The 23,762-nt window shown below is 40.9% G+C and carries 17 protein-coding genes and 2 pseudogenes; 9 read left to right on the top strand and 10 right to left on the bottom strand.

What is annotated here, in order from left to right; genetic code table 11:
* Positions 1-101, top strand: a pseudogene (locus QSE00_RS25365) (IS982 family transposase); the annotation flags it as partial.
* 14 nt (positions 102-115) lie between these two features.
* Here QSE00_RS25365 and QSE00_RS13610 read toward each other — a convergent pair.
* Both QSE00_RS13610 and QSE00_RS13605 read right to left on the bottom strand, forming a co-directional pair.
* Positions 116-2,389 carry a TonB-dependent receptor gene (locus tag QSE00_RS13610; RefSeq protein WP_286106359.1) on the bottom strand — a complete coding sequence of 758 codons (2,274 nt, stop codon included), beginning with the start codon at positions 2,387-2,389 and terminating at the stop codon, positions 116-118.
* Between the two features lie 89 nt (positions 2,390-2,478).
* Positions 2,479-3,288, bottom strand: a complete 810-nt coding sequence (locus QSE00_RS13605; RefSeq protein ID WP_286106358.1) for an AraC family transcriptional regulator — start codon at positions 3,286-3,288, stop codon at positions 2,479-2,481.
* 416 nt (positions 3,289-3,704) lie between these two features.
* Between QSE00_RS13605 and QSE00_RS13600 the strand changes: the two genes are divergently transcribed.
* The 3 genes from QSE00_RS13600 to QSE00_RS13590 are packed head-to-tail and all read left to right on the top strand — an operon-like array spanning position 3,705 to position 6,161.
* Complete coding sequence (locus tag QSE00_RS13600; protein ID WP_286106357.1) at positions 3,705-4,283, top strand: TetR/AcrR family transcriptional regulator; 579 nt, start codon at positions 3,705-3,707, stop codon at positions 4,281-4,283.
* Positions 4,284-4,308: 25 nt separating this feature from the next.
* On the top strand, positions 4,309-5,382 hold the full coding sequence (locus QSE00_RS13595; RefSeq protein ID WP_286106356.1) for an NADP-dependent oxidoreductase: 1,074 nt from the start codon (positions 4,309-4,311) through the stop codon (positions 5,380-5,382).
* Between the two features lie 38 nt (positions 5,383-5,420).
* Positions 5,421-6,161, top strand: a complete 741-nt coding sequence (locus tag QSE00_RS13590) for a phytanoyl-CoA dioxygenase family protein (protein WP_286106355.1) — start codon at positions 5,421-5,423, stop codon at positions 6,159-6,161.
* 259 nt (positions 6,162-6,420) lie between these two features.
* Here QSE00_RS13590 and feoB read toward each other — a convergent pair.
* Both feoB and QSE00_RS13580 read right to left on the bottom strand, forming a co-directional pair.
* A pseudogene (gene feoB, locus QSE00_RS13585) lies at positions 6,421-8,614 on the bottom strand (ferrous iron transport protein B).
* 3 nt (positions 8,615-8,617) lie between these two features.
* The gene (locus QSE00_RS13580) at positions 8,618-9,640 is read right to left on the bottom strand and encodes a metal-dependent transcriptional regulator (RefSeq protein WP_286106354.1); all 1,023 of its coding nucleotides are present in this window, start codon (positions 9,638-9,640) and stop codon (positions 8,618-8,620) included.
* A gap of 401 nt (positions 9,641-10,041) precedes the next feature.
* Here QSE00_RS13580 and QSE00_RS13575 point away from each other — a divergent pair, with 401 nt between their 5' ends.
* Complete coding sequence (locus QSE00_RS13575) at positions 10,042-10,881, top strand: sugar phosphate isomerase/epimerase family protein (RefSeq protein WP_110355168.1); 840 nt, start codon at positions 10,042-10,044, stop codon at positions 10,879-10,881.
* Between the two features lie 129 nt (positions 10,882-11,010).
* On the opposite strand, the gene QSE00_RS13570 is transcribed toward QSE00_RS13575, so the two are convergent.
* Both QSE00_RS13570 and QSE00_RS13565 read right to left on the bottom strand, forming a co-directional pair.
* A complete protein-coding gene (locus QSE00_RS13570; protein ID WP_286106353.1) occupies positions 11,011-12,999 on the bottom strand; it encodes a heavy metal translocating P-type ATPase in 1,989 nt (662 codons plus the stop codon).
* Between the two features lie 55 nt (positions 13,000-13,054).
* The gene (locus QSE00_RS13565; RefSeq protein ID WP_110355166.1) at positions 13,055-13,468 is read right to left on the bottom strand and encodes a Fur family transcriptional regulator; all 414 of its coding nucleotides are present in this window, start codon (positions 13,466-13,468) and stop codon (positions 13,055-13,057) included.
* Positions 13,469-13,725: 257 nt separating this feature from the next.
* Between QSE00_RS13565 and QSE00_RS13560 the strand changes: the two genes are divergently transcribed.
* The 3 genes from QSE00_RS13560 to QSE00_RS13550 all read left to right on the top strand — a co-directional run bounded on the left by QSE00_RS13560 (position 13,726) and on the right by QSE00_RS13550 (position 16,619).
* The gene (locus QSE00_RS13560; RefSeq protein ID WP_110355165.1) at positions 13,726-15,033 is read left to right on the top strand and encodes an alpha/beta hydrolase family protein; all 1,308 of its coding nucleotides are present in this window, start codon (positions 13,726-13,728) and stop codon (positions 15,031-15,033) included.
* Between the two features lie 76 nt (positions 15,034-15,109).
* Entirely contained in the window at positions 15,110-15,487 is a 378-nt protein-coding gene (locus tag QSE00_RS13555) for a DoxX family protein (protein ID WP_286106352.1), read from the top strand.
* 544 nt (positions 15,488-16,031) lie between these two features.
* The gene (locus QSE00_RS13550; RefSeq protein WP_286106351.1) at positions 16,032-16,619 is read left to right on the top strand and encodes a pseudouridine synthase; all 588 of its coding nucleotides are present in this window, start codon (positions 16,032-16,034) and stop codon (positions 16,617-16,619) included.
* A gap of 201 nt (positions 16,620-16,820) precedes the next feature.
* On the opposite strand, the gene QSE00_RS13545 is transcribed toward QSE00_RS13550, so the two are convergent.
* The gene (locus QSE00_RS13545; protein ID WP_286106350.1) at positions 16,821-17,516 is read right to left on the bottom strand and encodes a 3-keto-disaccharide hydrolase; all 696 of its coding nucleotides are present in this window, start codon (positions 17,514-17,516) and stop codon (positions 16,821-16,823) included.
* A 243-nt stretch (positions 17,517-17,759) separates the two neighbouring features.
* On the opposite strand from QSE00_RS13545, the gene QSE00_RS13540 reads away from it, so the two are divergent.
* On the top strand, positions 17,760-20,045 hold the full coding sequence (locus tag QSE00_RS13540; protein ID WP_286106349.1) for a DNA topoisomerase 3: 2,286 nt from the start codon (positions 17,760-17,762) through the stop codon (positions 20,043-20,045).
* Positions 20,046-20,201: 156 nt separating this feature from the next.
* On the opposite strand, the gene QSE00_RS13535 is transcribed toward QSE00_RS13540, so the two are convergent.
* The 3 genes from QSE00_RS13535 to QSE00_RS13525 form a co-directional block, all read right to left on the bottom strand.
* Complete coding sequence (locus QSE00_RS13535) at positions 20,202-20,630, bottom strand: FKBP-type peptidyl-prolyl cis-trans isomerase (protein ID WP_110355161.1); 429 nt, start codon at positions 20,628-20,630, stop codon at positions 20,202-20,204.
* A gap of 160 nt (positions 20,631-20,790) precedes the next feature.
* Entirely contained in the window at positions 20,791-22,074 is a 1,284-nt protein-coding gene (locus QSE00_RS13530) for a serine hydrolase domain-containing protein (RefSeq protein ID WP_286106348.1), read from the bottom strand.
* 1,190 nt (positions 22,075-23,264) lie between these two features.
* Positions 23,265-23,720 carry a cold-shock protein gene (locus tag QSE00_RS13525; protein ID WP_085498044.1) on the bottom strand — a complete coding sequence of 152 codons (456 nt, stop codon included), beginning with the start codon at positions 23,718-23,720 and terminating at the stop codon, positions 23,265-23,267.
* Positions 23,721-23,762: the final 42 nt, after the last annotated feature.

The raw sequence follows: 23,762 nt of genomic DNA, 5'->3' as shown, positions 1-23,762 counted from the left end.
TTGGAAACTTCATCACAAATATGGTTTCCGGACTCATTGCATATGCCTTTTACCCAACAAAACCAAACATCAATATAGACAACCTTCAAAGAATTGGATAGTCCTTATATCGAACTCACGTTAGATTAGGGGAGTAAAACCTAGAATCCTCTCCCTGGGCGGTATTTGTATCGGACAAATAATTAAAGGTAAATTGCAATGAAGCATTTTCCCAGAAAGAATAGGTAGAATTTACATTGAATGAATAAATGGTTGCATTGCTATTTACATCGTAATTTCTCGTAATACCATCCCTGTGCCTAAATACAAAGGCCCCTTCAATATCATAGGAATAAATATTGGCCCCAATATAATTACTCCAATTTTGGCTTGGTTTTAATTGTGCCCCTATTTCCAAACCAATGGTATTGCTTTTGCCCACATTGGAGTAAACCCTATTGATAATACTGTCCAATACAGCACCATTGGCTTCATAGGCCAAAGTGTTTACACGGTTTATTACATTGTCCACATGCCTGTAATAGGCGGTGGCGCTGACCGAATTACCCCCTTTAAAACTTTTGATGACCCCCAACTCTACCAGATCAATGAATTCCGGTCTCAATTGGTTGTCCCCTTGTTCAAAAACCTCGGAATGTTCCCTTTCTGCAAAGCTATTCATTTTTAGGGTAGTTGTCCTTTCTACCCTTTTGCTATAGGCCAACTTTAATTTGGCCGCATCGCTTAAAGTATATTGCATGGAGGCGGATGGAAATAACTTAACAAAGTCATATTTATAGGTTTGCTCCGGATCGGCAGTCCTTAAATCCTCGGAATAGGTACGACCCATGGATTCCAATCGCAGACCAGCGGCATAGTCCCATTTTTTGCTTGCGCCCGTAAGTTGTGTATATCCAGAGTGGATGGTACGTTGTAGACTTATATTACTGGAGAATTCAGGTACCAGTGCGCCATCCCGCTCATACACAAACTCACCTGTGTGATCTATGTCCCTAAATTGATAACCTGTTTCCAAGGTACCAAACGAAAATGGTCTAAACCGGTAATCTACATTCAGACGATATCCATTTAGAGGGTTGTCATTGGTGTTATACTCCTGCTGATACACAATATTGCGATCGGTAAGGCCTAAATTATCATTATAGGTGGGGCCACCTAAAAAGGTATATTCGTATAACAAAGAAGTGGAAATCCGGGAATTGTTCTTAAATTTATGGGCATAATCAAAACTGCCCAAGGCAAAATCGCCCTTTCTGGTTCTCAGATTATGATTGTAATACTGAAAGGTATATTCCCTATTACCACTGCCAATAGGTGAAATGGCGTGATTGTCATAATAATCAATATCGGCCAAACGATCTACGGTATGCTTTCCCGCATAGAAACCCAAAGAATAGGTATCGGCCTCATTGGGGGTAAAATCTACACCAAACCTGGCATTGTAGCTAATATCATCAAAACTCCGCTCCCCATCCGAAGGCAAAAAAGTTTGCTTATCCTCTACTTGATTGATAACAAAAACCTCACCTTCCCTCCTACCTGTTTTATCATTACGTTGGTAGCTTGTTCCAAAGGACAGGTTCCATTTGTCCGTTCGTTTATTTAAAGTAGCGTCCACCCCGTATCTTTGGGCCGTTTCTTTGGTGTCATAGGGTTCTATTGAGGGTAATCCCCCTCGCAGGTTTACTTGGCTATAAACCCCGTTGGTTGCCCCCTTTTTGGTTATTATATTCAAGATACCCCCTTTGCCTTCTGGATCGTATTTGGCCGAAGGAGCTGTAATCAACTCCACGGATTCCAAAGCGTTCGCAGGTAATTGGGATAATATGGCAGTAGCGTCACCTTGGGTAGGTTTGCCATTGATCAGGACGGCAAATCCCGTACTGCCCCTTACACTGATACCACCTTGTACATCAACGGTGACCGAAGGCAAGTTTCTTACCACATCAATGGCATTGCCTCCCTGACTACTTTGGAATTTTTTGGTATCGAATACCTGGCGGTCTATTTTATGAAGAACAGTGGCCCGTTCCCCCTTTATGACCACTTCGTCCAGTTGGTTCCCCAAGGATAGGCCAATAATGCCCAGATTTTTGGCGGGTTGCTTTTTATCTATTGTAATGTTGGATATGGTTTTGGTATCGTACCCCATAAAGGAAGCTTCCAAATAATAGGCTCCAGGTTTTACCCCATCTATAATAAAAGAACCATCTTGAGCAGTAACCACCCCCGTAATCAGGGCACCATCCAACTGATTGTACAGGGCCGCTGTGGCATATTCCAAAGGAACGTTATCTGTGGCATCTATAATTTTTCCCGAAATTTGGGCTGTTGAGACTTGTATAGTCCCCAAGAGGACAACAAACATAAAAAAGTTCTTACCATTCATATATAACAATCCCTATTTAAAATTTGGACAAAAATAGAGGAGCCATCCAACTTAAAATGGTGTATTTGAAAAAGGAATGGTACCAATACTTAAAGTAGGCTTTTTCTATATTGCAATGGGGTAAGCTGGGTATATCGTTTAAAATATTTGGTAAAATGCGAGGTGTCCTTAAATTCAAGGTCAAAGGCAATGTCACTGATGGATTTATTGGTATATGCCAATTGTCTTTTAACCTCCATAACAATGTGTTCGGCAATAACATCCGATGCCGTCTTGTTGTACACTTTATGACAAATGGCATTTAGGTTCTGGGAAGTGGTATTTAAGGTCTCCGCATAGAACGAGACGTTGTTTTTTAAATTTTCGGACAACAAATTTACAAATTGCATGGTCTTATCCGTATGCTCTCCACCTTGCAAAGCAGCATATTTAACCATTTTTGACAATATGGCTTTTAATCCTCCCTCCACGGCGTCCTGGTTCAAACCAACCTGTTTCATCTCCCAACAAAGCGATTTGAACAAAGCCCCCAAAGATCTATCCCCTTCTTCAACCTTAATTTTCTGACAGTTGTTCAGTTTTATCAGCTGGGTGTTGATGTACTTGTCCTGCGTTTTTTCCAAAAACGATTCCTTAATAATGATAACATACCCCTTGGGCTTGGTAGTAATCTCCCAATGATGGACCTCATCCCTTTTTACCAAAAATAACAAGGGGGCTTCTATTGGGTGACTTTCCATGTCCAAATGATGGTAACCACTGCCTTTAACAAAATAGATTATTTCAAGATACTTATTGTGTTTGTGCGGCTTGGTATACCTTTTAGCAACATCAAAAGGCTCTATTTTTATACCAACTTCAGAGTTAATTTTATTATAAGTGTTAATGGAATCGTTCAAAATAGCCTGGTTTTAACAAAGTAAAATCGCCGTAAATGTAAATATTACGTTTCAAAACCAATTTTGGTAATCTTAACTTTGTGATAATTTTATAATAATGTTTTTTTAACAAGCTCCATTCTAAGTGTTCATGGTACAGCCTATGCAGAGTTTAAAGGTAGGTAAATAAGGCAATGGAATACACTAAGTGTCCTTACCATTTCCCTGCGAATCGACTTCCCCCCAAATTGCACCCTATTCTTTAACACTATCAAATAACGGGCTTATAGCAACCATTTTTCCCTTCTAGTGTATTCCTACTTGTAAACTTATGTTAAATCCCTCAAAAAAAGAATGAACGTTCATTTTTAACACTACCTTTGTACCTGATTATTATCAAGATTGAACAATACATTTACAAATTCGCATTTGATATTATGGCCAAACTTCAAAAAAGTATTGAAAAGCGCGATGCCTTGGTAAAGGCTACCATTAACTTGGTTAACAATAATGGGTTCCATGCTACCCCCATGTCCAAGATTGCAAAAATGGCGAAGGTGTCACCCGCTACTATCTACCTGTATTTTGACAATAAACAGGATTTAGTAAACAAGGTTTACTTAGAAGTCAAAGCAGCCTATACCGCCTATGTTTTTAAAAACTATAGTAGTGACATTTCGGTAGTTAACGGTTTTGAAATAATTTGGAAGCGCATTGCCGATTTTAAACTTAAGGAAATGGAAGAAGCCATGTTTCTGGCCCAGTGCGACAATACACCTATGATAGATGAAGCCAATAGACAAGAAGGCCTAAAACACCTTCAGCCATTGCTCGACTTATGGGAAAGGGGAATAAAGGAAGGCATTATAAAGCCATTGTCGCCCTACCTTTTATACGCGTATACCATTAATCCCCTCTCCTTTTTAATGGTTATGCAACAGCGGGGTGTTTTTCAATTAAATCAGGATCACCTGGAGGACGCCTATCGGGCGGCCTGGAACAGTATTAAAAAATAAAGCTCAAACATTTAAAGACAACATTATGATTCAGACAATTTTATTAAAAAAACGACCTAATGGGAAACCTACTTTATCGGATTTCGAATTCCTAAAGGAGGAGAAGGATCTAAACATCAAAGAGGGAGAACTTCTTTTGGAGACTACTTATATTTCCGTTGACCCCTATTTAAGGGGGAGAATGAGCGATGCCAAATCGTACGTTCCACCGTTTGAGGTTGGAAAACCAATAACTTCGGGAATAGTTGCCAAGGTGATAGCTTCCAAGAACAGTAAATTTAAAGAGGGCGATTTCGTCTCTGGCATGATGGACTGGAAAACCCGGCAAATATCAAAAGGTGAAGGACTATTAAAGGTTGATAAGGATCTGGCCCCATTAAGTGCCTATTTAGGCATCTTGGGTATGACCGGACTAACCGCTTATTGTGGGCTTACCCAAATTGGCCAACCCAAGGCCAAGGAAACTTTAGTAGTCTCAGGTGCGGCAGGTGCCGTGGGCAGTGTAGTAGGGCAAATTGGAAAAATACTGGGGCTCTATGTTGTAGGTATTGCCGGTACGGATGAAAAAGTTGAAATGCTTACCTCCCAATTTGGCTTTGATCACGCCATTAACTATAACACCACCAAGGATATGGGAACTGCCCTTAAAACTGCTTGTCCAAAGGGTATTGATATTTATTTTGACAATGTAGGCGGCCCTATTTCCGATGCTGTGCTATTTAATATCAACAAATTTGCAAGAATGATCATTTGTGGTGCCATTTCTGTGTACAATAACACGGAAATCCCAAAAAGCATCAGTGTTCAACCCTTTTTGGTAAAAAATAGCGCTCTAATGCAAGGGTTTATAGTTTCCAATTATTCTGAAAAGTTTCCGAAAGCAATGAAAAATTTATCCACCTGGCTGGCCGAAGGCAAATTAAATTATACCGAAACCGTGGTAAACGGTTTTGAAAATACCCCAAATGATAGATTTGTACACCTTGACCTTGGCTGTTCTGGCACTGTTGTGTTCGCTTTGGACGAACCTAATGCCCATCAGTCTACGGAGAAAATCCGGTTAAATAATACAAGAACTATATTTATGACCAATATGTAGTTTATTTTAGTGTAAATTATTTTTTAATATATCTAAACATGCTCACCAAGGAGGAAATTGAAATTTTGGAAAATCAGGGTTATTTATCCCTGGGCAAATTATTGACCGATGCAGAGGTAAAGGCCATTAACGAGAGAATTGATGCCTTAATGCTCAATGAAGGTGATACAGCCGGATCGGAATTGGCCGACTCCAAATATATAAGGCACCCAAAGGAGGAAGGCGCCGATCGCCTTGCCGATCTTGTCAACAAAGGGGAAGTTTTTGATATTTTTTACACCCATCCCAGGGTGCTGGCTGGTATAAATGCTGTTCTGGGCCCATCCTTTAAACTGTCCTCGCTGAACTACAGAGCGGCAAAACCCGGACTTGGTCATCAGAATTTACATGTAGATTGGGGCAATAAAATGATAGAAGGTGTCTACAAAGTCTGTAATTCCATTTGGTTATTGGATGACTTCACTAAAGATAATGGAGCGACGCGTATAGTGCCCGGTACCCACAAACTGGGAATATCCCCTCAAGAAAAAATGAAGGACCCTGGACTTCCCCATCCCGATGAAATAATCATCACCGCACCGGCCGGATCGGTTTTTATTTTTAACTCCCATGCCTGGCATGGAGGAACAACAAACCGTACCTCTAAACCTAGAAGAAGTATCCACAGTTATTTTTGTACCTCGGACCAACCACAACAGATAGACCAAAAAAAATATATTACTGAGGAAACCAGACAACGAATAGGCATCGGGGCTCAAAAAATACTGGATGTAATATAAGTGCTTGATAGGCATCAACCCTATTTGGGAGTATACAACAGAATGTAATGACAGAGTTTCCTCCTATCCCACCTCCTTAGGCGGCACTATATTCTAATTTGTCCTGAGCAAGTCATTGGTTTTTTTTTACGGCCAAGTGCTGGTAGTTATGTCTTTTACCTGCCTTTACCCTTTCCCTGGCCACTATAATCAATTAGTATTGATATGTTTTATACCAAAAAAACTTGGAGGATCCCCATCCATTATGTAGCTGGATTGTCTAAGACCACAATCTCCAAATCTGTGCCACCAAAAAAGTCACCACAAATCCCATAATAACAGGTAATATTGAAGCCACAAGGGTCCATTTAAGACTTTTGGTCTCCTTATAAATAGTATAAATAGTGGTGCTGCACGGATTGTGCAATAAGCTGAACAACATTAGGTTAATAGCGGTCAACAACGTCCATCCCCCTGCTCTTAGAATATCCCCCGTGGCCGATACCGAATCCAATTCGAACATAACCCCGGCACCTTCACCCGCGGAAATTCCCGTAACTAGGACCGTCAACATCAGAATAGTGGGAATCACAATTTCGTTGGCAGGGATAGCCACAATATAAGCCACCAATATAACACCGTTAAGACCTAAAAGGAAGCCAAAGCCATCCAAGGAATCTATTAACCATGCGGCCAGACTGGCATCTCCCAAATAAATATTGGAAATAAGCCAAATTACGGCTCCGGCAGGGGCTGCAAAGACAATTGCACGCCATAGTACGATCAGGGTCCTATCTATGATGGAAGTATAGATGGTTTTCCAAAATCGCGGAGGTCGATAGGGTGGCAATTCCAAATTAAAGGTAGACACTTCTCCTTTCAACACCGTTTTGGAAAGTCCCCATGAAACCAAAAACATAAAGACCATACCCAATACCGCAATCGCTATAACGGCAGCCAATGATAATACTCCCGAATAGGAAGCGGGTACCAAGGCCCCTACAAATATGGTGGCGATCAGAATCTGCGTAGGCCAACGCCCGTTACACAGGGAAAAGTTATTGGTAATAATAGCAATCAATCTTTCCCTTGGGCTATCAATGATCCGGGTAGCAACAATGCCTGCGGCGTTGCATCCAAACCCCATACTCATGGTCAGTGCCTGTTTGCCATGGGCCCCGCTTAGTTTAAATAAATGATCTAAATTAAAGGCCACCCTTGGCAAATACCCGAAATCTTCCAATAAGGTAAATAAGGGAAAGAATATGGCCATTGGAGGCAACATCACGGCGATGACCCAAGCCACCGCCAAATAGACCCCGTCTATCAAAAACCCGTCCAACCACCATGGCATTCCAATGGCAGCTGCAAATCCCTTCAAGGCCGGATGCACAGTATCCAAGAGCAATCCGGACAACATGGCAGAAGGATAATTGGCCCCTACGATCGTCAGCCATAGCACAAAGGCAAGAATTAAGAACATAAGCGGAAACCCCCAAATCTTGCTCGTAATGATCTTATCTATTTTGGCATCTATCCTAAAGGTGCCCTTTTCGTCCTTTTTATGTACTGAGTCCTTTACAATTTCCGCAGCGTCAGCGTAAATTCCCTCCGCCAGATTATCATGAAATTCATCGCCGATCTGCCAACGAAGGTCATTGGAAAGTGAAATAATATGATCTATCTTTTTAGTGTCCATCAAAGTATGATTAAACAAATTCACCCGTTTTAAGGGTCTCAATTATATTTTTATCGCCTTCCAGCAAGCGCAAAGCGATCCATCTACTATTGGGAATGTCCGGATATACCTGTTTTATTTCTGCACTCAACTTTTCCAAAGCCTGTTCTATGTTTTTTGGTATATTCTTTATGCGGTGTGGCTTACACACAATTTTACCATTGGCCAGTTCACTAACGGTCTGGATCAATTCCGGAATTCCTCTATTGTACCTTGCGCTGGTGGGCACCACAGGAATGCCAAGGTCCCGGGCCAAAGTCCGGGTATCTATCTCCAAATTATTTCTTTCCACCTCATCCATTAAGTTTAAACATAGGACCGCGTTATTTGTAATTTCCAAAATCTGTAATACCAGATTAAGATTTCTTTCAAGTCTGCTGGCATCCACCACGATGACCGTTACCGAGGGCTTTCCAAAAAGAATGAAATTCCTGGCGACTTCCTCATCTTCCGAGGTGGACAACAGGGAATAAGTCCCAGGCAAGTCTACCAGCTTAAATTTCTGCCGATTGTATTCAAAAGCGCCTTCTGCCCTGGTCACCGTTTTGCCCGGCCAATTTCCCGTATGTTGGCGCAATCCGGTCATAGCGTTAAAAACAGTGCTTTTTCCAGTATTTGGATTACCCGCTAAGGCGACTACATAATCAAAATCAGTGGTATTTACCCCTAATTTTTTCAATCCGTCCGCATTGAACTGGGCACAGGTCTCACACGCACTTTTGGGTTTAACTTCCATGATCTAATCTTTTTGTATTAAAATTTTTGACGCTTGATTTTTGCGTAGGGCAATGCTAGTGCCCTTGATTAAAAAAGCTTTGGGATCGCCCAAAGGATTCATAAGATCAATTTGAACCTCGGCTCCTTTCACAAAACCCAAATCGAGCAACCTTCTTCGACTATCTCCCCTGATTTCCTTTGATATTCCAATAATCTTGGCGGTTTCATTTTCCTTTAAAATGGACAACCTCGCTAAATTTTCTTCAAACACCACATCCTTTTCCAAAACGGATACCGTAATATTACCGGCCATTATGGGAGCCAATACAAAGGCCTCCCCCTCAGAATGAAATTCGATGCGGGCAGACGTCTTTTCCATAATCCTTATCACAGATCCAATATGTATATTCTCCGCTAGGATCTGCTTGTAAATTATTTCGGGTTTATCCTTGATATGGACAATTCTTCCAATGGTTCCTATGGGAAGTTCTGATACGGGAATTCCCTTAATTTTGGCAATCTTCCCCGTATTGGTCGGTATAGGGTCTCCATGGGGGTCAAATTGAGGATTGCCTAACTGGGACGACAAATTATCCGCATCCACCTTGGAAAGTTCATGTTCCATTCTTTCTGCCCTCTCGTGCCATTCCGCTTCCTTGAACCCCGTTTTTTCGGCTAAAAATTTTTCCCATAACCTATGGGCCCTAACAATACGCAAGGCATAATCACTACCAGATTGTGTAAGCTTCACATTATCTCCCTGAATACTTATCAACTCGTGGTCGGACATCTTATTGATGCATTCCAGTATGGTCCTGTCATTGTATTTTAAGGTTCTTATAATATCGTTGATATTGAGATGCTTGTCCGCATTTTCATTGTGATATAACAACTTTAAAACATCCTCCACTACTATTTTATCATTCGAAACCGAACTGTTTCTTATCAGCCAAAACCATCCCCTATAGGGTCTGAAAAATAGAAATACCAAAATTGAAAGTGCAAAAAACACCGCTAGGGCCGTTAAGGGATTGTAGGTATTCATTAGCCTGTTGTAGATATATTTTTAAATTGGTTGTTAGCCACTTTACATGTACCCTGCAGGACATGTCCTTTATTAAAATTGATTTTAATAATTTATATAAAGATAATTATTAATTTTTAGATTACCCTAAAAATTTATTTCACATACCCTATATTGATGAAAATACACAAGGCTACTTCCTTAAAGTACACCCACCAATATGGTAGTGGAAGCACCGCGGCAAAAAGGCTACGAAATTTTAAAAGTCCCAAAATTATTTTACACCCTGCAACATGGGATTATTCCTTTTCTTCTTGAAAAATAAATATGCCTTGGTTCATGAATAAGTTTTTATCGTTATAATTGTGGCTTGGTTACAAAAACATTGTGTTACTTTTAAAAAAATATTATTCCAGAGTTTTATGAAAAAATTATTGTTCACCCCGTTATTAAAAAAATTAATTCTGCCAGTTCTGATTTTTGGCATGTTCTCAACCAACGCTCAACAAAAAGTTGGCGGACTGGCACTTTATACGGTCCGGGATAATATGGGTGAAGATGCCAAGGCCACCCTTAAGGCAGTCGCCGACGCTGGGTATAAAAATATTGAAGCGGCCGGATACAAGGATGGAAAGTTTTACAATATGGCGCCCATGGAATTTAGCGAATTGCTTAAAGAAGTGGGACTAAAACCTATCAGTACACATCAGGGAGGGGTAACCTTAGAGAACGCGGACACCATGATTGCCGATGTTAAGGCAGCAGGCTTCAAGTACTTTGTTATTCCTGTACCCCCCATGGGATTGAAGGGCGACTATAAACAACTCGCTTCTGCATTAAACACCTTGGGGGAAAAATGTCACAAGGCAGGGTTGAAACTACTCTACCATAATCACGCTTTTGAATTCGAAAGAGGATATGATGGTATTATTACCTATGATTACCTTCTTGAAAACACCAATCCAAAATTTGTAAATTTCCAGATGGATCTTTATTGGGTAACCAAGGCGGACAAAGACCCTATAGCCTATTTCAACAAATATCCCGGTAGGTTTAAAATGTGGCATGTAAAGGATATGGATGATAAAGGTAGGTTTGCACCAGTAGGCAACGGCCAAATTGATTTCTCAAATATTCTAGCCAAAAAAAAGCTATCGGGGATGAAGTATTATATGGTAGAACAGGATAGAACTTTTGATATGACGCCTTTGGAGGCGATAAAAATTAGTCATGAAGGCATTATCCAAATAGGATTCAAATAAGAATTCAACAAATTTCATTTGTCTTTAAATGAAGTGTTGATTAAAAATTGCCATAGGCAAACGGCTGCTGGGGTTTGACCCTGACAGCCGTTTGTTTTCTCCCCTCCACATATAGTAACACTCCCTGGTTTAATCGAGATTAAACCTTAACAGTCGCAGGGCATTGATTACCACCATTAGGGTAGAACCTTCATGAATGGCCACAGCAATACCTATATTGGCAAATCCAAAAAGGGTTGCTGGAATTAAAAATGCCACAACGCCCATACTGATCCAAAGGTTTTGTTTGATAATTGATTTGGATTTTCTACTCAACCCAATTACAAAGGGAAGGCTCTCTATCTTGTCCGACATTAGGGCTACATCTGCGGTTTCCAAGGCTACATCGCTCCCCGCAGCCCCCATTGCAATACCTACCGTACTGCTGGCCATGGCAGGGGCGTCATTAACGCCATCACCTACCATGGCAATTTTTACTCCTTTTTTCTGAAACTCCTGTATAGCCTTCACCTTTTCTTCCGGGAGCAAATTCCCTTTGACCTCTGTGAGTCCAATTTGTCTGGCAATGGATTCGCCCACGTTCTGATGGTCGCCTGTCAGCATTATCATTTGTTCAATGCCGATTTCCTTAAGTCTCTCCAAAGTTGGAGCGGCACTTTTTCTTGGAACATCCATGACACTCAACAGTCCTATTATGGTTTGTTTATACCCCACCAGCATAACAGTCTGCCCGTTTTTCTGCCATTGGTTAATTTCGTCTTGGGCTTCCGGTGATATTTGGATTCCCTCCTCCTCCATCAGTTGTTTATTCCCAATAAAAACATAATTCCCATTATATTGTGCCTTTACCCCTTTTCCCTGAACGGCCTGCATATTGGAGGAACGGCGTTTCTTTTCTATGTTATATTTTCCAAGGAGATCCTGTGTAATTGCCTTTGCCAAGGGGTGATTGCTTAAACTCTCCACGTCTACCACCAACTCCAGAAACTCATTTTTATCAAATCCATTCAAGGAAATGGCATTTGTCAATCTAGGTTTGCCTTCTGTAAGGGTCCCTGTTTTATCAAAAGCTATGGTAGAAAGGCTGCCCAAATCTTCTAGGGCGCGACCTCCTTTTATGAGCACTCCCTTTTTGGCCGCCCTGGCGATGGCACTCAATACTGCACTTGGTGTTGAAATAGCCAAGGCACAAGGACTGGAAGCTACCAATACACTAATGGCCCTATAAAGACTTTCTTTCACCGTTTCGTCTATGACCAAATGGGCAAAACACAAAATAACGACCAAAACAATAACTGTCGGCACAAACCATTTCTCAAATTTTTTGGTCAGTAATTGAGTGGGGGATTTTTTGGTTTCCACCTCACTTACCATTTTCACCAATCGGGAAATGGTAGTATCCACATTCAATTTTAAAACTTGGATCTCCAGCATGGCATCCCCGTTAATGGTACCTGTAAAGACAATGTGCGACTGCGGTATTTCACTAAACTCTGGAAGCACTTTGGCATTTGTGACAGCCGTTTTGTCTACGGGAATACTCTCTCCTGTTATGGGTGATTGATCTATACTGCTACTCCCCTTTACAATAACTCCATCTGCCGATATTTTGGTATTAGGTTTTACCACTATTATATCGTTCAACTTCAAATCCTCTACGGGTACTTCCCTTATATCCTCTCCATTTTTCAAGAATGCCGTCTTGGGGGTAAGCTCCCCTAGGGCCTTAATGGATTTAGTGGCCTTGTTCATGGCATAATGCTCCAACGCATGTCCCAAACTAAACAAAAACAATAATAGGGCCCCTTCTCCCCAACTATCTATATAGGCCGCTCCCAGGGCGGCAACGAGCATTAGAAAATCAATTTCAAATTCCCCTTCCCGAATTTTTCCAATAGCCTCTAGCAGGGTAAAATATCCCCCAAAAAAATAGGCTGCCATATAGCTTACCAATGGAGCCCATGCCACGGCATCAAATATGGTAGAAAACATCAAACCAGTTAAAAAAAACACCCCGCTTAAAATAGCGAAATAGAGTTCTGTCTTTTCACCAAAAATTCCACCGTGATCGTGTTCATGATGGTGATCCCCACCCTTGTGAGCATGCCGATGCTTCATAAATTAGTCATTTGAAAGCTAAATTAACCCTTATGCCAGTGCAATGTATGTGCATTTATTGGTTGCAGTGCTCACAAACACCCTTTATTAGCATATTTACATCTTCCGGGATAAATTTTTCCGGTAAATTTATTTGAGGAATCCGATGCTCCGTTAAACAAGTAGTCTTATTGCATTGTGTACAATGAAAATGCAAATGAAGGTCCGAATGCTTCACCAAACCTTCATCATGATCGCATAGCGCGTATTTGGGAATTCCTGTGCCGTCAACTATTTGATGTACAATGCACTTCTCCTCAAAAGTCTTTAGAGTCCTATATAAGGTAGTCCTATCCGATTTTTCAAAATTCCCTTCAACGGTGGTAAGGCTAACAGCCGACTTCTGCAAGGCCATAAATTGATGTACCAAAATGCGCATAGCTGTTGGTCTAATACCAAATTTCTTCAGTTGTTTCTCGGTTTCCTTCATAATATCCTGATGTCCGTACTTGCTTATTATTCAATCCTTAATTATCCATCTACCTTCTCCAAACACCAAGGTATTATTTTCTACTGTATCCTTAAAATTCAAACCTTTGAAGTTTTCTCTATTGTATTGAAAACCTATGCCAACTAAGCGTCATGGTGCAAAGTGGTATGGTATATATAGCCAAATTCATTTTGAAAAAGCAATTTCGGATTTATGATCGAGGTTATATTTCGTATTTTTAAGCTAAACAAAAACCCATGGTCAAACCAACTTTTTCCCGTTTTATCCAGCTTCAAATACTGCTTTGTTTTCTCGTTTCCAGCACTGTGTTAAACGCTCAAAACGAATCGTTTATATATGGGGATGCCCTGCCCGATGCTCCTGAATTGGCTTCACGTGGCGCTTATAAAATTGGCGTACGCACATTGGATTTGGTCAATAAGGGACAGGTGGATGTTTTAAATTCGAAAAACGGGATGGACCCCATTTATGATCGGCCCCTAAAGGTAGAAGTCTGGTATCCGGCCTTATTGGCCCCGGGAGCCACAGAATTGGCCATTTATAAGGACGTTATGGGAACCGCCCATGATTCCCTTCGCCCATTGACTCCCATTACTTTTAAAGGTAGGGCGTCCCGTGATGCCGCACCACTTGCCACAGAGGGTCCTTTTCCCCTTTTAGTGGTTGCACATGGTTATGTTGGCTCCAGATACCTTATGACCTATCTAACGGAGAATTTGGCTTCCAAAGGATATATAGTAGTAGCCATAGACCACACGGATTCCACTTTTAGGGATGCTTCCCCTTTTTCAAGTACCTTGGTGAACCGCGCCAAGGATATTTCCTTTGTTATGAACCAAATTGGGGACTTGGGAAAAGCCAATAACAAACACTTTTTATCGGGATTGGTAGATTCCGAAAACATCGGTATTATAGGCTATTCCATGGGTGGATACGGAGTACTGAACGTGGCAGGTGCTGGATATAGCGATGGCCTCGTAGATTTCTTTTCCAGCATGACCGGAGGTAGCAAAGCAATAGCAGAATTGGCCATGAGCAACCCTAACTTTCCAAAGGTTGACCCTAGAATAAAGGCGGTTGTAGCCTTTGCTCCCTGGGGAATGGAGCGTGGTGTTTGGGATACCGAAGGTTTAAAGGGACTAGAGATCCCTACCTTTTTTATAGCAGGGAGCCAAGATGATATTTCAGGATACGAAAAGGGAATTAAAGCTATCTTCGAGGGAGCCATAAATACGGATCGATATTTACTTACTTATGAAAATGCAAGGCACAATGTAGCCCCAAATCCCCCGCCAGTGGAATCTTTAAAGCCTGGACTCCATATGGATGAATACTATAGATATGCCGAACCTAGTTGGGACGAGAGAAAGATCAATAATGTAAACCAACATTTTTTAACTGCCTTTTTAGGTATACATCTAAAACAAAAGGATTATTCAAAATTTTTGGAGTTAGAGGAAGATTCCAATGAAAAGGATTGGACCGGATTTAAGCCTCGTTCCTCAACAGGCATGGAACTGCTTCATGCCAAACCTGCACCTTAGGAGGTAGGTATGGAGCCTTGTCCTTACTTTCTCGTTCCTCAGCTATATATTATATCTTTTTAAAAATAACTAGGCTATGAAGCTTTTTTGGACGATTCTTAAAATACTATTGGCCCTTTTTATGATATATGCAGGGATGCAACATTTTTTTAAACCAACCTTCTACCTGCCTTTCGTACCCCAGTTTTTACCCTTTAAAATATTCGTCATCTATTTATCGGGAATATTGGAGATGGTTTTAGGGGTATTGCTCCTCCTTCCCAAATACACAAAATACGGAGCTACAGGGATATTATGGCTTATGATTGTTTTTCTTCCTGTCCATGTTTGGGATGTTTTTTCCGATCGACCCGCCATAGGAAGTCCGCAGGCAGCCATGATTCGATTGCCAATACAAATTGCCCTTATAGGCCTTGCCTGGGGTGTTGGAAAATATGCCACTGGTAAAAGTTAATATCTATATTTTAAATAATAAAAGGTATTAAACCTCAGGGCAAGCCTGCCTGCCGACAAAGGTAGGCCTGTCTGCCGACAAAGGTAGGCCTGTCTGCCGACAAAGGCAGGCCCTGAACCCCATAATAGGAATCGACCCTAGGGTCGAGGCATTGAACCTAGGTCCCGCCAAAAAAGGCAGGATTAGTTCAACTTGCAATTTTAAGTGCGTCTTGCCGACTTCTTAAAATTGAGTTTCACCGATAGGGATCGACCCCAGGGTCGAGCTAGTGGACCTGGATCCCGCCGAAAAGGGCGGGATTAGTTCAACTTGCAATTTTAAGTGCGTCTCGCCGACTTCTTAAAATTGAGTTTCACTGATAGGGATCGACCCCAGGGTCGAGCTAGTGGACCTGGATCCCGCCGAAAAGGGCGGGATTAGTTCAACTTGCAATTTTAAGTGCGTCTCGCCGACTTCTTAAAATTGAGTTTCACTAATAAAAATCGAAAAAAAAATGACACCTTTGGGGGGTCCAACCCTGTACAAAACCTAATAACTTCGGCCCATGCTGGAACCTGCACATATTCACTTTAAAATTTACAAGCCTTTTGAAATGTTAAGTCAGTTACACTCCAATGACGCCAAGGAGATACGTAACAAACGTTTCCTAAGCGAGCTTTATAACTTTCCTGAGGGCATTATGCCCATAGGTCGACTGGATGAAAAATCGGAGGGATTGCTTCTGCTCACAACGGATGGAAAATTGAGCGATCAGATCAACCGCTCGGGCGTGGAAAAGGAATATTTTGTACAGTTGGATGGAGAAATAACCAATGAAGCTATCCAATTATTGCAGCGCGGAGTGGAAATTGGATTCCATGGCAAGAAATATATAACCAAAAATACTACTGTCCATAGATTGTCCACCCTCCCTGTCCTACCCGACCCGGATAAAAAATTAAGAATAGGACGACATAGGCCCACTTCCTGGATAAGCATCACCATCACCGAAGGGAAGTTCCGTCAGGTGCGTAAAATGACGGCTGCGGTAGGATTTCCTACCTTACGGTTGATTCGCATCCGTATTGGGAATATTGATATGAAGGGATTAACTCCGGGGAAGGTTGCCCCGATCCAAGAACTATCTTTTTAAGTACCGAGGCAAAAGTACATCAGTGCAGAACGACCTATAATTCCTTGCTTTTGCTTTTTGAACATAACTCATTGAATATAAATAAAGTATTACGCAAAGGACTAGGCCTTCTACTCCCTTATCATGAATGAAGCTGCCCAATGTGAATGGATCGAACCAAATTTAAAAATATATTAACGGGGACGGGCAGGACCTTGTGGATCAGGGCGCTGTTTCACTGAGTTCGACGATAGGTGTGAGCATTACTTTTCGGAATTCCACCTCCGCCCCTTCGGCTTGTAAAGCAATATTTCCACTACTTACTGTGGCATTGTAACCATGGTTTACCAAATCGCCATTAACCCATACCTTTATTGAGTTTTTGAGGCACTCAATAGTCATGGAATTCCATTCACCCAATGGATTTTCGGAACCATCGGTTAAATTTTTTATTCTTCGCAATTTGCCTTCGGTAATACCCCATTCTTCTTTAGGACCTCGCCTTTCCAACATATTATCGGTCGTGATGTCCTGAACAATACACCAGAAATCACCGGCATTTTCATGCATCATTTGCACTTCTATAGACTTGGGAAACATGTCATAAAGGGATCTAGGGGTGGAAGCAAACACCAATACACCACAATTACCCGGTTTCCCAGCAAAACGATATTCCACTTCCAGTCTAAAATCCTTATAAATGGCATCCGTAATAAGGTGGCCCTGGGGTTCCCCCAAACTTACCAACATACCTTCCCTTATTATAAATGGATTAATGGCCTCGGGATCATGGTCCATTTCAGGTACATCTACATGCCAACCCTCCAAATCCTTCCCATTAAATAGACTTTTGGACGACTGGGAAGTACAACCAACTAATGTAAAAAAAGCCATGATGGCTGCCACTATACTTTTCATCTGTATATTTTTATCGATAAGTGTATTCAACATTATTAAATTTCATATCCAAGATCCCTTAAATGTATCATTTTCCTATGACATATGAGGTAATGAAATTTTCTCAAAACATTTTTCCCGTTAATCACCAATATCCTAGGGCTCGTTATTTCCAGTGCAAATATTGAAGAAAATACCTTGCACTACGAATATGGGGGTTCAGTATAAATTAAGTAATTTGCACCCATTCAAAATAAAAATAAAGTGAAAGTCTGTATTGCAGAAAAACCTAGTGTTGCTCGAGAAATTGCTCAAGTATTGGGAGCAAATACCAAACACGATGGGTATTTTGAGGGAAATGGATACGCCGTTACATTTACCTTTGGGCATCTCTGCACTTTATATGAACCTAGCGATTACAAGCCACATTGGAAAAGTTGGGACCTGAACAACTTGCCCATGCTCCCTGAAAAATTTAAAACCAAAGTAGTGGACAATGCAGGCATCCAAAAACAGTTCAATATTGTTAAGGCCTTATTCGACAAAGCAGAATTGGTCATCAACTGTGGGGATGCCGGACAGGAAGGGGAACTAATACAGCGTTGGGTGCTACACCAGGCCAATTATAAGGGAAAAGTACAGCGATTATGGATTTCATCATTAACCACCGAGGCAATAAAGGAGGGCTTTACCAAATTAAAATCCTCAGATGACTACGACAATCTTTATTATGCCGGATTTTGCCGTGCCATTGGAGATTGGCTTTTGGGTATGAATGCCACACGCCTCTATACTGTAAAGCACGGGGGCTATAAACAAATGTTATCGGTGGGAAGGGTACAAACCCCTACACTGGCTATGGTGGTGAACAGGTATTTGGAAATAGAAAACTTTAAACCCCAACCCTATTGGGAATTGCAAACCCTTTATAGGGATACGGTATTTAATTATGAAGAGGGCCGTTTCTTAAAGATGGAGGACGGGGAAGTTCTTGCCAAAGAAGTAAAGGAACACGAATTCGAAATTGCAGGTATCACCAAAAAGAAAGGAAAGGAATACGCTCCCAAGTTGTTCGATCTAACAGGTCTTCAGGTATATTGCAATACAAAGTTTGGATTAACGGCCGATGAAACACTGAAAATTGTCCAAAAATTATATGAACAAAAAGTGGTAACCTATCCTAGGGTAGATACCACATTCTTACCCAACGACGTTTACCCCAAAATAGCGGGAATACTTCGTAATTTAACCCAATATGAACAGTTGGCCTCTAGCCTATTGTCCAAAAAAATCAGAAAGTCCACCAAGGTTTTCAATGACAAAAAAGTAACGGACCATCACGCCATAATTCCCACCGGGGTCGAGATAAGGTTGGCACCTGCCCAGCAACAGGTGTACGATAGTATAGTGAAACGATTTATTGCCGTATTTTATGATGATTGTGAAGTTTCCAATACCACGGTAATCGGTAAGGCGGCAAACATCTCCTTTAAAACAACGGGTAAGGAAATCCTAAAAAAAGGATGGAGAGTGGTTTTTGAGACCAACGCTTCCAAGGAAAAAAAAGAAACCGGTATATTGCCTTTGTTCATTAAGGGTGAAAAAGGTCCGCATGAGCCTTCTTTTCTAGAAAAACAGACCAAACCCCCCAAACAATTTACGGAAGCTACTTTGCTGCGAGCTATGGAGACGGCCGGGAAACAAGTTGACGACGAAGAAATGCGCGAACTCATGAAAGAGAACGGAATTGGAAGACCTTCTACCCGTGCCAATATTATTGAAACCTTATTTAGACGCAAGTACATAGAAAGAAAAAAGAAGCAGGTATTGCCTACTCCAACCGGTATTCAACTAATTGATACGATACAAAACGAATTGCTGAAATCGGCAGAATTAACAGGTTTATGGGAAAAGCAACTGAAGGACATCGAAAAGGGAAGTTTTAGTGCAGCCCTGTTCATCAATAATATGAAAAAAATGGTGGACGAATTGGTTTACGAGGTAAGGAGCGAAACCAATCGGGCCAATATCTCCAATGTCATTGCCAACGAAAGAAAGGAAGCCCAAAAGCCAAAGAAAAGGTCAAAAGGTATAACAGAAGAAACCTGCCCAAAATGCCAGAAAGGGAATCTTATAAAAGGGAAGTCGGCCTATGGGTGTAGTAATTACAAGAATGGTTGCGATTTCTTACTCCCCTTTGTCTTTCATCACAAAAAGATCTCGGAAAATCAGTTCACAAGATTACTTCAAAAAGGTTGTACGGTAAATTTAAAGGGGTTTAACCACAATGGTGTTGAGGATGTTGAAGGCCTCGTACGTTTTGACGAGCACTATAAGTTGATTCTAGAGCCAAAGAAAAAACCAAAAACCGATTCTCCAAATTGTCCCAAATGTAAAAATGGAATGATTATCAAGGGCAAAACCTCCTATGGTTGTAGTAATTATGCCAATGGTTGCGATTTCAGGTTTACTTTTAAGGAGGTAAAAGCCAAGGCTAAGGATAGGCCATTGACAAAAGCACTGGTTCTTTCCATTTTAAACAGTGCTTAACGTTAAAGCGGGTATATTATTGATGATAGAATATATTGAATCTCCTAGAGATGATTAGGGTATTATAAGCAAAAGGCCGTCCAAAAACAGACGGCCTTTTAATATCGATGGCATTGATCCCTAAAGGGAAGTGCAATTGCCATTATGTTGTAACCATTATAAAATAGCTACCAATTCCAGCTCAAAAGTAAGATCTTGTCCTGCCAACACGTGATTGGCATCAATAATAATACTCTCTTCCTTAACATCTGTAATTCGCAATTGATTTTCTGTACCGTCCGGATTTTGCGCAACCAACATCATTCCTATTTCAGGTTTAATATCTTCAGGAAGTTCCGACTTCTTGATTTCATGAAACAATTCTTCCATAATATCGCCGTAGGCTTCTTCCTTGGGAACGGTAATAGTTTTCTTTTCATTTACCTCCATATTCACCAATTCCTTCTCAAAACCTGGAATAAGCTGCCCTTGTCCCAAGGTAACTTCGATGGGTTCCCTTTCCAAGGAACTGTCAAAAATTTGTCCCGTCGTTAATTTTCCGGTGTAATGTACTTTTACTTTGTCATTCTCCTTAACTCTACTCATAAAATTTAGTATCTCTAGTTTTAAATCCGACTATTAAAGTGCAAACCTATGCGATATAGATTTTTTAGAAGAATAGATTGTACAAAAACCGCCAAAATTCACAATATCTTAACACTTTCCCTTTTACATCAACCTATATCATCCTTAAATCGGGCCTATTTCATTCCAAAATAGCCTGATAGACCAAACTTCTCAGCTTAGGGTGATCGTCAACTCCATTGGTAGGAATGAGTTGTTTAAAATAAACTACGACCAGTTCCTCCACGGGATCTGCCCAATAAGTGGAACCATAAGCACCTCCCCATTCAAAAGTACCTATAGAACCAGGCTCTCCCCTTTCACCAACATTTTTTGTAATGGAGAAGCCCAGACCAAAGCCCGAACCTTTTCGACTGCCGTAGGGAATCCCCCTTACATCAACATGGTCTACAATCATTAACTCGACGGTTTTTGGGGACAATATTCTGTTTCCGTTAAATTCTCCTCCATTCAGCATCATTTGCAAGAATTTGGCATAGTCCATGGCCGTAGATAGTAATCCGGCGCCACCTGAAAAACTCTTCCTAGGGCCCTTGACATAATGACCTTGCCCCATTCCCAAGCCAGGATCGGGGGATCTTTCCAATGGCTTTCCTTCATAAGCCATATACGAAGTAGCCAGTCTTTCAGTTTTGTTCTTAGGCAAGTAGAAATGTGTATCCACCATCCCTATGGGATCCAAGATCCTTTCCTTAATAAATACATCCAAAGATTTACCGGAAGCCTTTTCCACAATTACCCCAAGGATATCCGTATTGTAACCATATACAAACTTTTCTCCAGGCTGGGCATCCATTGGCAATTTTGCCATACGTGCAACTGTTTCGGCAATTGGCTCGTTTCGGTCTGCAAAATACCAATTCTGTATCCCGGCCTCTTCCCATTCTTTTTTTGCAGGACCATGTCCGTACCCAATTCCGGCAGTATGGGTCAATAAGTCCCTAATGGTAATGGACCGGTTAGCCCTGACCACATCGTATCCCCCATCTTCACGTACCTTCGCTACGGTTGTCTCTTTCCATTCCGGCAAATATTTTCCTATGGGATCTGCAATCAATAATTTTCCTTCTTCCTGCAAAATCATTGCAGCAACACTTACAATGGCCTTTGTTTGTGATGCAATCCTAAATATGGCGTCTGTGCCCATCTTCTTCCCTGCCTCCATATCACTCTGGCCAAACGCCCGATGATAGATCACTTTGCCCTTTCTGGCTACTAGGGCAACATTTCCGGACATCTTTCCGTCCTTCACATACTGCTCCAAGGTAGCCGATAGTCGTTCCAACCTCTCTGAGGACATCCCCACCTCCTCGGGCAGTGCCGAATCTAAATTTTGAGCTTGGGAATAGGATAAGAAAAATAAACATCCCAACAATAGGATGTGTCCTTTGATGAATTTTACCATGGTTTTAATAATTTGATTAGTTATTTTTTTAAAGAAGATTGAAAGTTATTGTTTTTTTTGGTTTTAAAAAACAGGAAGTAATTTTACAGTACGATTATATGTTCAGGATAGACTTTCAATACCGGAGGATGGCCTTTGGAGTATGGTATCCGATAAATCCAAGTGCTTTGCTGTGGTGTTGGGAAGAACAAAGTACAGCGCTTAATTTAAATCCAAAATTATTTACGATTACAGTAAACGGACTTATTCAGGATCAATCCCAAAAGTTGTGTGTGAATTACAAAAAAATATAATTTACTATTTCAAGTTTGTATCCTGTTCATTTTTTGCATCGCCCAAAAAACGAACCAAAAAACGCTAGGCTGATTTTAAATTTCTTTAAATCTACGCAATTTCCACGGCCCCGGCGTCCAGGCCGCTTTCACTTGGGTGAAATGCTCTATGGACGCCTACCTGAACCCAATGTGAAAACTACTTGATTTAAGACGAAATTGAAAATAGGCCGGTCCTTTCGTTCCGTCAACCCTCATGTGGGAAAAGTCATTTTCCGTTATTAAAAACCTTTGAGCATTGTCCTCAAGATCTATGGTTAGGTCGTTCTTCTTCCGTCGTGGAGATGGCATGGCCGTTAAGAATTATTGAAGCCTTGGAAATAATTTAGGCCATGGCATCGGTACTTAAAATCCAGAGATTTTAGGGACCACCTAGCGAAGAAGGGTCTTTTCTCCTGCCTGCCGGAAGGCAGGTTTGTTTAGCTCATGGCTGGTTATTTTCCTAATTATGTATTCGTGAACCTGCGGTTTCGTTTTATTCATTGCTTGCTTATTTTGTAATATGGTATTCATGAACCTCCTAGGTCGGTTTCATTGGACAAGCAAAGAAATCGAAGATTCACGAAATCCGATAAAAAACAATAACAACCAATTGAGTAAAATGAAAGAATAATTTAATCATTGGTTTTAATAAATTGCTCCTATTAATTAAAACTATTGATCAAAAAACACGACTGATCAAATTATTCCTAACTTTTTGATAAACACAACAATTGGTCATGATCCCTTATTCATACTCTATCCAATGAAATTTGGCACAAAAAAATAGTACATAAATCCAGCTGTGTTTTGGATCAATATGTACTATCCATACAATTCTAAAGTAGCCCAAATCCATTGTGGCAATTGGATTGAATACTAGATTTTCTTTACCCGTACCGCATTCATCCCCTTCATTCCCTTTTCCAGTTCAAAGGAAACCTTGTCATTTTCGGCAATCTCATCTATAAGCCCACTAACATGGGTAAAATACTTCTCTTGGTTTTCAGTATCGATAATAAATCCAAATCCCTTGGAAGTATCGAAAAAAGATACTTTGCCATTTCTAACCGGGTCGAATTCCTCAACATCGCTATCATCCCTTTTAGGCACCCCAATTTCTATGGTAGAAGCATCTATTTTTATTTTTTTGGAGGGATCTGGCGGAGTATCCGTTAAATTTCCGTCATGATCAACATAAGCAAATTGAATACCTGGTCCATTTTCCTTCGACTCCAATTTACGGGCCTCCTTTTTCTTCTGCTTTTCCTCACGTTTTTTTAAACGCTTCTTTTCCTTTTCACTTTTACTATACGTTTGTTGCGATTTTGCCATTGTTTTTTTTAATGTTAAAATTGTAAATCTCGTCCGAGCAGC

It is taken from the genome of Arenibacter flavimaris (assembly GCF_030291335.1).
GTDB lineage: Bacteria > Bacteroidota > Bacteroidia > Flavobacteriales > Flavobacteriaceae > Arenibacter.
Note: the sequence above shows the minus strand (reverse complement) of the source record. Positions and strands in the feature narration are given on the sequence as shown.

What these genes read in the sequence shown, in the direction of transcription:
- QSE00_RS13610 (WP_286106359.1), bottom strand. Translation starts at nt 2,389, where the DNA reads ATGAATGGTAAGAACTTTTTTATGTTTGTTGTCCTCTTGGGGACTATA.
- QSE00_RS13600 (WP_286106357.1), top strand. Translation starts at nt 3,705, where the DNA reads ATGGCCAAACTTCAAAAAAGTATTGAAAAGCGCGATGCCTTGGTAAAG.
- QSE00_RS13595 (WP_286106356.1), top strand. Translation starts at nt 4,309, where the DNA reads ATGATTCAGACAATTTTATTAAAAAAACGACCTAATGGGAAACCTACT.
- QSE00_RS13590 (WP_286106355.1), top strand. Translation starts at nt 5,421, where the DNA reads ATGCTCACCAAGGAGGAAATTGAAATTTTGGAAAATCAGGGTTATTTA.
- QSE00_RS13580 (WP_286106354.1), bottom strand. Translation starts at nt 9,640, where the DNA reads ATGAATACCTACAATCCCTTAACGGCCCTAGCGGTGTTTTTTGCACTT.
- QSE00_RS13575 (WP_110355168.1), top strand. Translation starts at nt 10,042, where the DNA reads ATGAAAAAATTATTGTTCACCCCGTTATTAAAAAAATTAATTCTGCCA.
- QSE00_RS13570 (WP_286106353.1), bottom strand. Translation starts at nt 12,999, where the DNA reads ATGAAGCATCGGCATGCTCACAAGGGTGGGGATCACCATCATGAACAC.
- QSE00_RS13565 (WP_110355166.1), bottom strand. Translation starts at nt 13,468, where the DNA reads ATGAAGGAAACCGAGAAACAACTGAAGAAATTTGGTATTAGACCAACA.
- QSE00_RS13560 (WP_110355165.1), top strand. Translation starts at nt 13,726, where the DNA reads ATGGTCAAACCAACTTTTTCCCGTTTTATCCAGCTTCAAATACTGCTT.
- QSE00_RS13555 (WP_286106352.1), top strand. Translation starts at nt 15,110, where the DNA reads ATGAAGCTTTTTTGGACGATTCTTAAAATACTATTGGCCCTTTTTATG.
- QSE00_RS13550 (WP_286106351.1), top strand. Translation starts at nt 16,032, where the DNA reads ATGCTGGAACCTGCACATATTCACTTTAAAATTTACAAGCCTTTTGAA.
- QSE00_RS13545 (WP_286106350.1), bottom strand. Translation starts at nt 17,516, where the DNA reads ATGAAAAGTATAGTGGCAGCCATCATGGCTTTTTTTACATTAGTTGGT.
- QSE00_RS13535 (WP_110355161.1), bottom strand. Translation starts at nt 20,630, where the DNA reads ATGAGTAGAGTTAAGGAGAATGACAAAGTAAAAGTACATTACACCGGA.
- QSE00_RS13530 (WP_286106348.1), bottom strand. Translation starts at nt 22,074, where the DNA reads ATGGTAAAATTCATCAAAGGACACATCCTATTGTTGGGATGTTTATTT.
- QSE00_RS13525 (WP_085498044.1), bottom strand. Translation starts at nt 23,720, where the DNA reads ATGGCAAAATCGCAACAAACGTATAGTAAAAGTGAAAAGGAAAAGAAG.